We start from the raw sequence: 15,293 nt of genomic DNA on the forward strand, positions 1-15,293 counted from the left end.
CAGCCATCGCCTCTGTCACGGCTGCGGCGTGGCGACCAGCGGACGTTTTTTGCGCCGCAGTTTATCCATCATCAGATAGACCACCGGCGTCGTGTAGAGCGTCAGCAGCTGGCTCATCACCAGGCCGCCCGCGATGGTAATCCCCAGCGGCTGGCGCAGCTCCGCGCCGTCGCCGCTGCTCAGCACCAGCGGCAGCGCACCGAACAGGGCGGCCAGCGTGGTCATCATAATCGGCCGGAAGCGCAACAGGCAGGCCTGGTAGATCGCCTCGCGCGCGCTGAGCTGGCCGTTGCGCTCCGCCTCCAGTGCAAAATCGACCATCATGATAGCGTTCTTTTTCACGATGCCGATAAGCAGCAGAATGCCAATCAGCGCAATCAGGCTGAAAGGCGTATCGAAGAGTTCCAGCGCCAGCAGCGCCCCCACGCCCGCCGAGGGCAGGGTAGAGAGAATGGTCAGCGGATGCACATAGCTCTCGTAGAGGATCCCCAGCACGATATAGACCGCCCCGATCGCCGCCAGCATCAGCCAGAGCTGGCTGCTTTGCGACTGCTCAAACACCTGTGCGGTTCCGGCAAAGCTGCCGCGCACGCTGGAGGGCACGCCAATCGCGGTCATGGTGCGATCGATCGCCTCCGACGCCTGCGACAGCGACACCCCTTCCGGCAGGTTGAACGAGATGGTCGAGGCGGCCGACAGGCCTTCGTGGTTCACCGACAGCGGCGCGTTGGCCGGCTGCCAGTGCGCGAACCATGACAGCGGAATCGCTTTGCCCGCGTCGTTGATCACGAACATCTGCGACAGGGCGCTGATATCCTGGGTGTAGCGTGGATCGACCTCCATTACCACCTTGTACTGGTTCAGCGGCTGGTAGATGGTGGAGATAAGCCGCTGGCCAAAGGCGTTGTTCAGCAGATCGTTGGCCTGGGAGACGTCGATACCCAGCCGCGCCATGCTCTCACGGTCATAAGTCAGCGCCATCTCACTGCCCTTATCCTGCTGATCGGAGTTCACATCTGCCAGCTGCGGCAGGGCAGAGAACGCCTCACGGATTTTCGGCTCCCACGTCCGCAGTGCGCCCAGATCGTCCGACAGCAGCGAATACTGATAGCTGGCGTTCGACTCCCGTCCACCGGCACGCAGATCCTGCACCGCATTCAGATAGAGACTGGCACCCGGCTCTTTCGCCAGCTTGCCGCGCAGCCGGGCGATAATCGCCTGCGCGCTCTCTTTACGTTCTGACAGCGGTTTCAGCGAGATGAACATCGAGCCGCTGTTGGTGCGCATACCGCCGGTAAAGCCCACCACGCTATCCACCGCCGGGTCGGCCCCCACAATCTCCATAAAATCCTGCAGCTTGCTGCGCATCGCCTGAAACGAAATGCTCTGGTCGGCGGAGATAAAGCCGGAGAGCCGTCCGGTATCCTGCTCCGGCATAAAGGTTTTCGGCACATGCACGAACAGCCAGCCGGTCAGGATGATGGTGGCGACAAACAGCAGCATGACCCAGCGCGCATGGTTCAGCACCACCCTGAGCGAACGGCCATAGCCCTGCTGGATCGCCATCAGCAGACGGCCCGCCCCGCGACGGCGTGGCTGGCTGCGCGGTGCGTGCGGCTTCAGCAGATAGGCGCACATCATCGGCGTCAGGGTGATCGAGATGAACAGGGAGATGACGATAGAAACCGACAGGGTAATGGCAAATTCCGAGAAGAAGCGGCCAATCAGCCCGCCGATCATCAGCAGCGGCAGGAATACCGCTACCAGCGACAGGCTCATCGACAGTACCGTGAATCCGACTTCCTGCACCCCTTTCAGCGCGGCCGCCAGCGGTTTCATGCCCGCTTCGACGTGGCGGGCGATGTTCTCCAGCACCACGATCGCATCATCCACCACAAAGCCGGTGGCGATGGTCAGCGCCATCAGCGACAGGTTATTCAGGCTGAAGCCGCAGAGGTACATGGCGGCGAAGGTGCCGATCAGCGAAACCGGCACGGCGACGGCGGGGATCAGCGTGGCCCGGCCCGAACGCAGGAAGAGAAACACCACCATGATCACCAGCACCACGGCGATCACCAGCGACTGCTCGACCTCATGCAGCGACGCGCGAATCGTCGGTGAGCGATCCTGCGCAATCTGCAGGTCGATAGCGGCCGGGATCACCTCATGCAGCCGGGGCATTTCGGCCCGGATCCGGTCCACGGTATCGATCACGTTCGCATCCGGCGTTTTGCGGATCAGCAGCAGCACCGCCGGCTTTCCGCGCGACATCCCGGCGTTGCGCACATCCTGAACTGAATCCTCCACCGTCGCCACATCCGACAGCCTGACGGCCGCGCCGTTGTGATAGTGAACGATCAGCGGCTGATATTCGCGGGCGGTCTGCAGCGCATCGTTAGTCCGGAGCTGCCAGCGCTGCTGGGCATCATCCAGTGCGCCCTGCGGGCGGCGCTGGTTGGCACTGGAGATGGCGGTGCGCACATCATCCAGCGAGACGCCCTGATTAAACAGCGCCTGAGGGTTCAGCGCGACGCGAACCGCAGGCAGCGAACTGCCGCCCACGGTCACATCACCCACGCCCTCGATCTGCGACAGTTTCTGCGCCAGCTGGGTTGAGGCGTAGTCGTAGAGCTGACCCGGATTATAGGTATCGGACGTCAGCGTCATGATCATGATCGGCGCGTCGGAAGGGTTAACCTTGCGCCAGGTCGGCCGCGACGGCATCCCGGTCGGCAGCAGGCTCTGCGCCGCGTTAATCGCGGCCTGTACGTCGCGCGCGGCCCCGTTGATGTCACGATCGAAATCGAACACCAGGATGATGCGGGTGTTACCCAGCGAGCTGGTGGAGGTCATTTCGCTGACGCCCGAGATCCGGCCCAGCGATCGCTCCAGCGGCGTGGCCACCGACGACGCCATGATCTCCGGCGCGGCACCCGGCAGCGAGGCGGAGATCACGATCACCGGAAAATCGACCTGGGGCAGCGGGGCCACCGGCAGCAGGCGGAAACCCAGCACCCCGGCCAGCGCGATGGCCAGCGTCAGCAGGGTGGTCGCTACGGGCCGATGGATAAACAGGGCAAAGAACTTCACTCTGCGGCCTCCGTGCGGCGGAAGCGGCGGCGCGTCGCGTGCGCCAGCCGATCGAACAGCAGGTAGATGACCGGCGTCGTGAAGAGGGTTAACACCTGGCTCAGGATCAGTCCGCCAACCATCGCAATCCCCAGCGGATGACGCAGCTCGGCCCCGACGCCCGTGCTGAGCATCAGCGGCAGCGCGCCGAGCAGGGCCGCCAGCGTGGTCATCAGAATCGGACGGAAACGCAGCAGGCAGGCCTGATAGATAGCGTCATAGGGGGTCATCCCCTGTTCCCGCTCGGCCGCCAGCGCAAAGTCGATCATCATGATGGCGTTCTTTTTCACGATGCCGATCAGCAGGATGATGCCGATGATGGCGACGATATCCAGCTCATTGCCGCTGAGCATCAGCGCCAGCAGCGCGCCGACCCCGGCGGTCGGCAGCGTGGAGAGAATGGTAATCGGATGAATAAAGCTCTCATAGAGCACGCCCAGCACGATGTACATCGCGACGATGGCCGCCACGATCAGCCAGACGGTGCTGCTCAGGGCCGCTTCGAACGCCAGCGTGCTGCCCTGGAACTGGGTCATCATCTCCGCAGGCATGCCCAGCGCAGCTTCCGCCTGCGACACCGCTTTCACCGCATCTTCCAGAGAGTAACCCTCCGCCACGTTGAACGAGAAGGTCGCCGACGGGAACTGGTCGAGATGGTTAATCGTCAGCGGCGCGAAACGCTGTTCTATGCGGGCGATGGCGCTGAGCGGCACGCTGCCGCCGTCGCTGCTGTTGAGGCGGATCGCCTCAAGGCTCTCCAGCCCCGGCGTGGCGTGATTGTCCTGCTCCAGCACCACGCGATACTGATTAGCCTGGGTATAGATGGTGGAGATAAGCCGCTGACCAAAGGCGTTGTAGAGCGCATTGTCCACGTCCGCCATGCTGATGCCCAGACGGCTGGCGCTGTCGCGATCGACGTTAACAAACGCCTCCAGCCCCTGATCCTGCCAGTCGCTGCTGACATCGCGCAGTTGTGGCAGCGTATTCAGCCGGGTCAGCAGGGCCGGAACCCAGGTGCTGAGCGAGGTGAGCGAACCGGACTGCAGCGTAAACTGATAAGGGGTGCGGCTCGCCTGGGTATCGATGGTGAGATCCTGCACGGCCTGCAGCCAGAGCTGCACTCCCGGTACCTGACTCACCGCCGTCTGCAGACGCTGCTGAATCGCCGGAATGCGGTCGTCGCGCTCGTCCAGCGGTTTGAGATTGATCTGCAGCCGGGCGCTGTTGAGCGCGGCATTGGTGCCATCCACTCCGACAAAGGAGGTCAGGCTCTGCACCGCCGGATCTTTCATGATGATAGAGGCGACATCGCGGGTGCGCTGCGCCATGCTGGCGTAGGAGACCGACTGCGGTGCCTGCAGCGTGCCCTGAATAATGCTGTTGTCCTGCTGGGGGAAGAAGCCTTTCGGGATCATCACCCACAGCATCAGCGTCAGCATCAGGGTGCCGAGCGCCACTGACAGCGTCAGCCAGGGGTGATTGAGCACCCGGCGCAGGCAGCGGCCATAGAAGGCCACGATGCGGTCAAACAGGGCTTCGCAGGCGCGCGAAAAACGGTTCTGTTTACGCAATGACTCCGCGCTCAGCATCCGGGCGCACATCATCGGCGTCAGGGTCAGCGAGACCACCGCCGAGATCAGGATGGCGACCGCCAGCGTCACGGCAAACTCGCGGAACAGGCGGCCAATCACATCCCCCATGAACAGCAGCGGGATCAGCACCGCAATCAGCGAGAAGGTCAGCGAGATAATGGTAAAGCCGATCTCACCGGCCCCTTTCAGCGCCGCGGTCAGCGGTTTCTCACCCTTTTCGATATAGCGTGAGATGTTCTCGATCACCACGATGGCATCATCGACCACGAACCCGGTGGCGATGGTCAGCGCCATCAGCGTCAGGTTGTTGATCGAAAAGCCCAGGAAATACATGGCGGCGAAGGTGCCGATCAGCGACAGGGGAACCGCCACCGCCGGGATCAGCGTGGCAGGCACGTTACGCAGAAAGAGATAGATAATCATCACCACCAGCGCCATCGCCAGCACCAGCTCAAACTGGGTGTCGCTGACCGACGCGCGGATGTTGGTGGTGCGGTCGGTGAGCAGGGTCACGTCCACGGACTTCGGCAGGGTCGCGGTCAGGGCAGGCAGCATGGCGCGGATATTATCTGCCGTGGCGATGATATTGGCGCCGGGCTGACGCTGGACGTTGAGCACGATTGCCGCGTCGCGGTTGGCCCAGGCGCCGAGCCAGCTGTTTTCTGCGCCCTGTTCGATCGTCGCCACGTCGCCGAGCCGTACCGGGGCGTTGTTTTTATAGCTGATAATCAGCTGGCGGTAATCTTCCGCGGACTTCATCTGGTCATTGGCCGACAGCGTGACAGAGCGGGTCGGGCCATCCAGGCTGCCTTTGGCGGAGTTGACGTTGGCGTTGCTGATGGCGGTCCGCACCGTTTCACTGGTCAGGCCGAGCGCCGACAGCGCCTGCACGTTGAGCTTAACCCGCACGGCCGGACGCTGACCGCCCGACAGGGTCACCATGCCGACGCCACTGACCTGTGAAATTTTCTGCGCTATCCGGGTTTCGACCATATCCTGCACCTGCGTCAGCGGCATGCTGCGGGTGGTCACGGCCAGCGTCATGATGGGCGGATCGGCGGGATTCACTTTGTTATAGACCGGCGGATTAGGCAGGTCGTTGGGCAGCAGGTTAGTGGCGGAGTTGATCGCCGCCTGCACTTCCTGCTCTGCCACATCCAGCGGCAGCGTCAGCTGAAACTGCAGCGTCACCACCGAGGCGCCGCCGGAGCTTTGCGACGACATCTGTTTCAGGCCGGACATCTGACCAAACTGATGCTCCAGCGGGGCGGTGATGGAGGAGGTGACCACATCCGGGCTGGCACCCGGATAGAGGGTTACGACCTGAATGGTGGGATAATCCACTTCCGGCAGCGCCGAAACCGGCAGAAAGCGGTAGCCCAGCACGCCAGCCAGCAGAATCGCAATCATCAGCAGCGTGGTGGCGACCGGGCGCAGAATAAACTGGCGAGACGGTCCGCCATGCTGATCGGGAGGCATGACCTGCATTACTCACGCTCTCCTTTTGACGGCAGCGTTGCGCGGCTGCTGCGCGGCGCGCTGCTCTGCGGCGCCACGACCTCAACTTTTGCCCCCTCCGTCAGGCGGTCCAGACCATCCGTGACCACGCGCTCACCCGCCTCCAGACCGGCCGTGATCACCACCTTCTGGCTATCCTGCAGACCGGCCACGACGCTTTTCTTACTCACTTTGTTGTCGCTGTTAACCACCCAGACAAAGTTCCCCTCGTTGCCCATCTGCAGTCCCGCAGGCGGGATCACAATCGCATCCTGCAGGGTGTTGACCTTCAGGCGCACATTGACGAACTGATTAGGAAACAGTGCGTCATCCTGATTATCGAACCGCGCCTTGATTTTGATGGTGCCGGTGGTGACATCGATCTGGTTGTCGAGGCTCAGCAGTTTGCCGCTGGCGATCAGGTTTTTGTTACTGCGATCCCAGGCCTCCACCAGCAGCGGCTGGCCGCTTTTCTGCGCTTTGAGAATAGGGCTGATGCTGTTTTCCGCCAGGGTGAAGATCACATCGATTGGGTGGGTCTGGGTGATGACCACGATGCCGGTGCTGTCGCCGCTGGTGACGTAGTTACCCACGTCCACCTGCTTCAGGCCGACCCGGCCGGCGATCGGCGCGGTAATCCGGCTGTAGGTCAGGTTGAGCTGGGCGCTGGCGACACTGCCCTCATCCGCTTTCAGCGTGCCGAGCGTTTCGGCCACCAGCGAACGCTGGGTATCGAGATCCTGCTGTGACACCAGCGACGTTTTCGCCAGCTTCTCGTAGCGCGCCAGGTCGCGACGGGCATTGGCCAGCGTCGCCTGATCTTTGACCACCTGACCCTGCGCCTGCGCCAGCGCAACCTGATAAGGGCGCGGATCGACCTCCGCCAGCAGATCGCCTGCGTTGACCTGATCGCCTTCGGTAAAGTGGATGGCCAGCAGATCGCCATTGACCCGGCTGCGCACGGTGGCCGTATTGGCGGCGGTGACCGTACCCAGTCCGCTGAGGTATTGCGGCACACTCTCGCGGGTGGCGGTGGCGGCCTGAACCGGCGCCAGTGGACGACGCGCGCCCTCACCGCTGCCTTTGCCGCCTGGTGCAGACGCATCAGGCTGGCTGCTGCTTTGCGGCGCCGCGCGGTGCTGCCAGACAGAGTAGCCACCCGCCGCGACGGCGATCAGGGCCAGCACAATCAGGGTTTTCTTCATAACAGGGTGTCGGGTGCTCATGGTTTTGATGCTCTCCAGCAGTGACGTAGTCCCAGGCGCAGGCATCAAAAGGTTAGCCTGCAAACGACAGAGTGTAGTCGCCTCTGACGGGCAAAAGTTGAAGGAAATAAGGAATCTCTGTCAGGGCGGCCTCATTATGCCTGTTCTTTCATTAATCGCAGCACAATCGTCATAAAGGGGTGAAATCCCTTTGCTATGCTGAGAAACAGGCAGTTTTTCAGGTCAATAAGGAGCCAGAGATGCATCAGAATCAGACCCGACAGTTAGGTGACAGTGGTATCGCCGTTCCGCGACTGACGTTTGGCGGCAACGTATTTGGCTGGACGGTGGATCGCGCCACCGCATTTTCCTTGCTGGATGCGCTGGTGGAGCGGGGGCTCTGGTTTATTGATACGGCGGACGTCTATTCGCGCTGGGTGCCGGGCAACAAAGGCGGAGAATCGGAAACGATTATCGGCGAGTGGCTGCAAAAAAGCGGCAAACGCGACCAGATCGTTCTGGCAACCAAAGTGGGGATGGCGCTGACGCCGGAGAAAACCGGGCTGAAACCGCAGTATATCCGTCAGGCGGTTGATGCGTCGCTGCGCCGTTTACAGACCGACTATATCGACCTCTATCAGGCACACCGTGACGATGCGGACACGCCTCTGGCGGAGACCCTGAGCGCCTTCGACGGCCTGATCCGCGAAGGCAAAGTGCGGGCTATCGGCGCCTCAAACTACAGTGCCGACCGGCTGCAGGAGGCGCTGGAGATCAGTGAGGCACAGGGGCTGGCACGCTACGAAACCCTGCAGCCGGAATATAACCTGTATGACCGCCAGCCCTATGAATCGGCGCTGGAGCCGGTGGTCCGCGCGCACGGTCTGGGCGTGATTAACTACTACTCCCTGGCCAGCGGTTTCCTCAGCGGCAAATACCGGGAAGCGGCGGATGCGGCGAAAAGCGCGCGCGGCCAGAGCGTGGTCGAAAAATACCTCAATCCGCGCGGGCTGCGGATCCTGGACGCGCTGGATGCCATCAGCGAGGCGCAGCAGGTGACGCCGACGCAGGTGGCGCTGGCGTGGCAGATTGCCCGTCCCGGCATCACCGCGCCGATCGTCAGCGCCACCTCGCTGAAACAGCTCGACGATCTGACTGGCGCGCTGCAGCTCACGCTCTCGCCAGAGCAGATTACGCAGCTGGATGAGGCGAGCCGGTAATCGCAGGGGGCCAGCGTGCCCCCGCTTATCGCTGATCTGGCAGAAAAGGTGATTTCTGGCGGAATCTTCACCGCTAAGCGATCCCGATCACAGTTACGCGCATAACCTGCCGCTTCCGGAAATGATGCGCACGTATTTACAAAAACCGCCCCCTGCCCGGCACTATCCTCTGCGCGTCACTTTCAGTCACTTACATAAGAATCCGCCCGATGAAAAACAGAAAAGCCCGCTTTCCCTCTGCCGGTGTGGCAACCGGTACCCTGCTTATGGCGATGCTCTCCACGCCCGCTCTGGCCGCAGATGCGTTGAGTCCCGACTCTGAATGGATGTTCGGTGACTGGGGCGGCTACCGGACGCAGTTACAGGATGACGGCATTAAGTTTGACGTCAACTACACCATGGAAAGTGCGGCCAACCTGGGCGGCGGTGCGGACAGCAACACCACCATGCGCTACAGCGACCAGTGGACGTTTGGCACCAATTTTGACCTGGAAAAACTGCTGAACTGGCAGGATGCCGAGTTCCAGATGACCGTGACCAATCGCGACGGTCAGAACCTGTCGGATCAGGTAGGGGACCGACGCGCCGGGATGCTCTCTTCGGTTCAGGAGGTCTACGGTCGCGGCCAGACCTGGCGCCTGACGCAGTTCTGGCTGCGCAAAGGGCTGTTTGACGATGTGGTCGATGTGAAAGCCGGTCGGGTAACGGTAGGTGAAGACTTCGATAATTTCGATGGCAATCTGTTCCAGAACCTGGCGCTGGGCAGCGGCCAGGCGGGGAACTGGCGCGGCGATCGCTGGTTCAACTGGCCGGTGTCGCAGTGGGGCGGCCGCATTAAGTTCAATCTTACTCCTGAGCTTTTCTTCCAGGTCGGTTTCTATAATCAGAACCGCGCCAACTACGATCGCGGCGACGGCTTCCGTCTGGACACCCGCCATTCTGAAGGCAATCTGGTGCCGATCGAGCTGGGCTGGAAACCCACCTTCGGGCCGGAAAAACTGCCGGGTAACTACCGCATCGGTTACTACACCTCGTCGGTGGATGGCGATGTCTACAGCAGCTGGCGCAACGGCGGCTATCAGGATCAGGCGCGTGCCTACGGCGGCTATCTGTTACTGCAGCAGCAGCTGACTGCGCAGGGTGGTGATGCATACCGTGGTCTGGGCGTTCGCGTGCAGGCGGTGATGAACGATCACAAAACGTCGAAGACCGACAACTATCAGTCGCTCGCTTTCACCTGGACCGGGCCGTTCGACGCCCGTCCGCAGGATGAGATTGGCGTGGGCGCGTCACGTATTCATGTGAACAGCGACTATACCCGCTCGCTGCGTCAGCAGAATCAGGCGAACGGTGAGAGCCGCTTCGACAGCCCGACCTGGCTGCCGGTTCAGGACGGGTCGGAATATGACTATGAAATCTACTACAACGCCAAAGTGACTAACTGGATGTCGCTGCGACCTAACCTGCAGTATGTCGTGGCACCGGGTGCGGTCAGCGAAGTGAAAGATGCGTTTATCGGCGGCATCAGCGCCAATATCGCTTTCTGATAACGGCCAGACGGTCAGGGAACCGGGCAGGCGGCGCAGCAGTACTGAGCGACCGCTGCCTGCGCCGGTTGCAAAGTACAACGCGCAGGGAGGGCGGGATGTGTGAAAGGCACAGGCCGCCAGCTTCAGCCTGGCGTTGTCCGCAAATAAAAACGGCACCCTCGGGTGCCGTTTTTATTGTTGCCGCGCAGGATTAGCGGAACATTACTTCTGCCCAGCGGGCCAGTCCGGCGGTAACCGAGGCGAAGTCGTCGCCGCCCGCAATCGGCGTATCCGGCAGCGTCTGCTGCAGCGCCGCGCGCAGCAGCGGCGAACGCGCGCTGCCGCCGGTCAGGTAGATCACATCAGGTTTGATCTGGCTGGTGGCCAGCGCCAGCTGCACCTGCTCCAGAATCTTCTCCAGCGGCTGGCTGATCGCCTCCTGCAGCTGGTTCACCGCAATCTCCGTCTCTAACGCCGCGGCGACAAAGTCGAGCGAAGCGGTATGCGCCGGGCTGGCTGACAGGGCGATCTTGCTCTCTTCGGCCGCCCGCACCAGACGATAGCTCAGTTTCTGCTGCCACACCTTCAGCAGGCGCGCCACGACGTCACCCTGTTCGGCATCGCGCACCAGATCCCGCAGCCATTTTCCGCAGGCGGCACTGTAAAAGTCGCTCTGGGCCGGAACGTCATTGATGGCGATTGCGTTCCACCACGGCAGGGCGGGCAGGGCGGTGCCTTTCTGGGTATTGCCGCCGAGGCCCAGCAGGGGCATCAGGGTCTTAAACGCCAGCATGATGTCCAGGTCGTTGCCGCCGACGCGGCAGCCGCTGTGGCCCAGCAGGCTTTCACGGCGGTCCGCTTTGTCGCGCCACGTTGGCCCCATCAGCAACATCGAGCAGTCGGTGGTTCCGCCGCCGATATCGACGACCAGCACGCGCGTCTCCTGCTGCAGCGTCGCCTCGAAATCCAGTCCGGCCGCCACCGGCTCGAACTGAAACTCGACGTCGCGGAAACCGGCACGGTGCGCGGCGCGCAGCAGAATACCTTCGGCCTGCTGGTTAGACTCTTCGCTGCCCAGCCCCTGGAAGTTGACCGGTCGCCCGATAACCGCCTGCTCAATGGTCTGCCCGATCTGGCTTTCGCCCTGCTGACGGATGTGCAGCATCATGGCGCAGACCAGATCTTCAAACAGGGCAATCTGCTGAGGCTTCAGGCCGCTGGCACCGAGGAACGATTTAGGGGATTTAACGAACCAGACATCTTCCGGATCAACCATGTAGTGCTGCAGCGCGGTCAGGCCAAACTGCACGCTATTGGGCTGTACCTCAATATCTTCTTCGCGGTTGAAGCGCAGCGCTCGCTGCAGCAGCGCCGTGGTTTCGCTGTCCGGCGTCGCCACCTGATGATGACGATAGAGCCATTCGCTGACCGACTCGCGGGTAGGCGCACAGATCATTGACGGCAGCAGGCGCTGATCGTTCTCCAGCGTTAACAGGCGTGGCGCGCCATTTTCGCTGACTGCAATGGAGCAGTTAGCCGTACCGTAATCGAATCCTATGAACATTTTCGCCCCCATGCCGGAAAAAAGGGGGCGACTTTAGCGCAGCTTCAGCGGGGTGGCAAGCGGCCCGCGCGGGAATTAACGGATAGCGAAGATGCGATCCTCGGCCAGCGAACGCAGCGGCTGACGCTCGGCGACAGCACTGCCCCAGACGCCATCCACGTCCAGCGTCGCCAGGGTGTTGAGCATGGCCGGCACGGACACCGGACCGGCCAGCACCGAAATATGACGCTGCGATGCCTGGCCCTGAATAATGGTCAGCAGCATCTCATCCATCAGGTTGGTATGGACGTTCGCCACCAGATCGGGCGCCAGCACCAGATAATCGACCACGTCATCGCTCAGCAGATGAAAGGCATCCAGATTACGGCCAAACTGCTGCAGGACGATACGGCAGCCACACTGCCGCAGCTGCCGCAGCGCTGCATACACCTGGTCGCCTTTACCGATGACGCTCGCCGCCGGGAAAGCAAAACCGCCGCGGCTGTCGGCCATCCCTGCGGCGACAACGCGCTGACAGAGCTGCTGCATAAAGGCAGCATCGTTCAGGACCTGCGCATTCAGCGGCAGGATCACCGGTATGCCTTTCTGATTCAGTACCTGCACAGTGTGGCGGAAAAACGCGTCAAGAATGTTGTTATCCAGCCGGCGGCGCAGCGTCTCATCGGCAAGATTACTGCGCAGCAGCGTCTCATCCATCAGCAGCCCGTCAGCGGTTAGCAGCTGGACATCCAGCAGCCAGACAAAGGCCGCCTGCGGCGTTTTCGGCGGCGCAACGGCCCAGGCGGGCAGTTCGATCTGCAGGGCATCGATCATCCCGGCATCCAGCCCCTGATGATTTCCCGGCAACGGCAGGCGATGCTGTTCATAGATCATCAGCCGTCCGCGTCCGCTGCGTTTGGCGTTGTAACAGGCGATATCCGCCTGGGACAGGACGTCACTGCTCTGGCAGTTTTCGGCGGAGATCTGCGTTACCCCGGCGCTGGCGCCGACCTGATAGAGACGACCCAGCCACTGGAAGCGGTAGTCATTGACCGCGGCGACGATACGCTGCACCACGTCATGCGCCTGCGCGACTTCGCAGTCGGGCATCAGCAGGGCGAACTCATCGCCACCCAGACGGGCCAGGAAATCGCTGCTGCGCAGATGGTGCTGCATCAGCGCGGAGAGTTCGCGCAGCAGCGCATCCCCGGCGGCGTGTCCGGCGCTGTCGTTCACGGCCTTAAACTTGTCCAGATCGATAAAGACCAGCACATGGTGATGACGATGTTCCGCGGCATCAAACAGCAGGCGCTTAAGCTGCAGTTCAAAGCTGGCGCGGTTGGGCAGGCTGGTCAGGGTGTCATGCAGCGCGCTGTAGCTCAGACGCTTCATCAGCTTACGAGACTCACTGACATCCTGAATAATCATCACGGCACCCTGTTCCAGCCCGGCTTCCGAACGCAGCGGGGTGATGCTGTAGTGAATGTCGATATGACCCCCATCCGGCGCATGCAGCACCAGATCTTCCGCGAAATCTGGCGCAACCTTCTCCGGCGGCAGCTGGCACAGCAGCAGATTTTCCACTTCGGGCCCGTTGCGGCCCTGGGTGATGTGCAGCACCTTGCTCAGGGGCTGACCGGTGGCCTGCGCCTGCGACCAGCCGCTCATCTTCTCGGCCACCGGATTCATAAAGGCCACGCACATCTCTTTATCGGTGCTGATCACCGCTTCGCCGATCGAATCCAGGGTGATCGCCATGCGCTCTTTCTCCTGAAACAGCGCCTCATTCAGATTGCGCAGCGGCGTGATGTCCTGACAGATACCCAGCATCCGCTCGATGCGTCCCTCTTTGCTCAGCAGCCGGTTAGCCTGGGTGCGCACCCAGCGCTGGCCCTGCCTGTCGACCACGCGATACTCCATATGGAAGGCGCTGCGCGTCTCAATGGCCTGCTGCACCGTCAGCGCCGCATACTCGCGGTCGGTGGCGTGCAGCAGATGGATCCAGAGGTCATAGCTGGGCGACTCATGCGGAGCCAGGCCAAACAGGTCGTACATGCGCTTATCCCACAGCATCTCACCGGTCAGCAGGTTCCACTCCCAGACGCCGATGCCGCCCGCTTCGTTGGCCAGCGTGATGCGTTCCATCAGCCGCCGGTTCACCTGTTCGCTCTGTTTCAGCTCCGAGATATCGATGATCTGCGCAATGAAGTAGAGCGGGGCATGGCTGCTGTCGCGCACCAGCGACACGGTCAGACGCGCCCAGACGATTTCGCCATCTTTGCGGAAATAGCGCTTTTCCAGGGTATAGGTGTCGATGTCGCCTTCCAGCAGTCGCCTGACATGCTGCATGTTCAGGGAGAGATCGTCGGGATGGGTGATCTGCTGGAAGGTCAGCCGCTTCAGCTCGTCGGCCGGATAGCCGAGGATCTGGCAGAGTGAGCGGTTCACCTGCAGCCAGTTGCCCTGCGGGGCGACCAGCGCCATTCCGATCGCCGAATACTCCATGGCGTGACGGAAGCGGGTTTCACTGTCGGAGATATGCAGTTTTTCGCGCCGGGAGGCGTCCATCACCAGCGACATGATATGGCTGGGGATCAGCACCAGCAGAAACGGCAGCCAGCTGGAAACCGGGCCCAGCGAACTGTTGTTGTTGACGACGCTGACCAGATCTAATGCCAGCAGCATCGAGATAAAACTGGCGTTCAGGAAGAACAGAATAAACGCCTGCAGCTTGGGCAGGCGAACGGCGCACCAGAACAGAATCACCACGATAAAGGTAAAGGGCCACGGCAGAAAGCGCAGTGACAGGTAACTGGCGCCGAGGGTGAGCAGCAGCGTCAGGGCGAGTTCGGCCAGGCGCAGATCGCTGAACTGCGCACGCCGCAGCGGCCAGGGCAGCAGCAGCAGCATCGGGCCGAGCACCAGCATGCCGATGATCTCGGAGATCACCCAGGTATAAAAGAAGGGAAACAACGCCTCGCCGCTGACCTGAAGCGTCCAGATCGCCAGCAGGCCGCCGAGGAGCGGCGTCATAATGCCGACCGACAGCACCAGGCGTGCCCAGTCACTCAGCGAATCCAGCGGTGCGCGCCGGTTCAGCAGGGCGCGCAGCAGCATACCGCCGACCCCGGCCTGAATCAGGTTGAGCAGCGTAAATTTAAGGTTGGAAAAGGCGGGCCCGATGACCAGGGCGTTCGCGCTGGCGGTGCCCAGTACGCAGGCCGCCAGCAGCAGCGGCAGCTGGCGCGTCGGACAGCGGAAGACCACCACGGTCATCAGCGTGGTCGGAAACCAGAGCGGGGAGATTTTCCCGCTGACCACGATCAGTTCAAGACAGAACAGCGTCAGGAAAAAGAGGACCCCGCCCAGAACCAGCGCCTGGAGCCAGCGATTGGGGATGTTATTTTGCGGGGATAAAATCTCAGTCATGCGGGCTTCCGGCAGGGTGCAGGGCTCCGCAACGGCGAATCAGGCACCAGTCATTCTCTGACTGCATGCTAGCACATTCGGCAAAGAAAAAAGGGGGGAAATCAAAATTGCCCGTTATTCGGCGAATTGACGGGCAGGCGGTGGTGGCG

7 protein-coding genes are annotated in these 15,293 nt (G+C 61.8%); 2 read left to right on the plus strand and 5 right to left on the minus strand.

Going from position 1 to position 15,293, the window contains the following annotated elements; all coding sequences use genetic code 11:
* Positions 1-15 precede the first annotated feature (15 nt).
* From mdtC to J1C59_RS06680, 3 genes are read right to left on the minus strand one after another with little or no spacing between them, the layout of a single operon-like run.
* On the minus strand, positions 16-3,090 hold the full coding sequence (mdtC, locus tag J1C59_RS06670) for a multidrug efflux RND transporter permease subunit MdtC (RefSeq protein ID WP_140917210.1): 3,075 nt from the start codon (positions 3,088-3,090) through the stop codon (positions 16-18).
* Positions 3,087-6,209: an MdtB/MuxB family multidrug efflux RND transporter permease subunit gene (locus J1C59_RS06675; protein WP_128086671.1), complete on the minus strand. Its 3,123-nt coding sequence runs from the start codon at positions 6,207-6,209 to the stop codon at positions 3,087-3,089. The genes mdtC and J1C59_RS06675 overlap by 4 nt, the downstream gene beginning before the upstream one ends.
* The gene (locus J1C59_RS06680; protein WP_128086673.1) at positions 6,209-7,444 is read right to left on the minus strand and encodes an MdtA/MuxA family multidrug efflux RND transporter periplasmic adaptor subunit; all 1,236 of its coding nucleotides are present in this window, start codon (positions 7,442-7,444) and stop codon (positions 6,209-6,211) included. Before J1C59_RS06680 ends, J1C59_RS06675 begins: the two co-directional genes overlap by 1 nt.
* A gap of 239 nt (positions 7,445-7,683) precedes the next feature.
* Here J1C59_RS06680 and J1C59_RS06685 point away from each other — a divergent pair, with 239 nt between their 5' ends.
* A complete protein-coding gene (locus J1C59_RS06685; RefSeq protein ID WP_140917211.1) occupies positions 7,684-8,643 on the plus strand; it encodes an aldo/keto reductase in 960 nt (319 codons plus the stop codon).
* Positions 8,644-8,852: 209 nt separating this feature from the next.
* Positions 8,853-10,190, plus strand: coding sequence for a carbohydrate porin (locus J1C59_RS06690; RefSeq protein WP_128086672.1), 1,338 nt, complete (start codon positions 8,853-8,855; stop codon positions 10,188-10,190).
* 193 nt (positions 10,191-10,383) lie between these two features.
* On the opposite strand, the gene yegD is transcribed toward J1C59_RS06690, so the two are convergent.
* Together yegD and J1C59_RS06700 are read right to left on the minus strand one after the other, a co-directional pair.
* Positions 10,384-11,736, minus strand: coding sequence for a molecular chaperone (gene yegD / locus J1C59_RS06695; protein WP_140917212.1), 1,353 nt, complete (start codon positions 11,734-11,736; stop codon positions 10,384-10,386).
* A gap of 75 nt (positions 11,737-11,811) precedes the next feature.
* Positions 11,812-15,144 carry a diguanylate cyclase gene (locus J1C59_RS06700; protein ID WP_140917213.1) on the minus strand — a complete coding sequence of 1,111 codons (3,333 nt, stop codon included), beginning with the start codon at positions 15,142-15,144 and terminating at the stop codon, positions 11,812-11,814.
* Positions 15,145-15,293 lie beyond the last annotated feature (149 nt).

It is taken from the genome of Pantoea deleyi, from assembly GCF_022647325.1.
GTDB lineage: Bacteria > Pseudomonadota > Gammaproteobacteria > Enterobacterales > Enterobacteriaceae > Pantoea > Pantoea deleyi.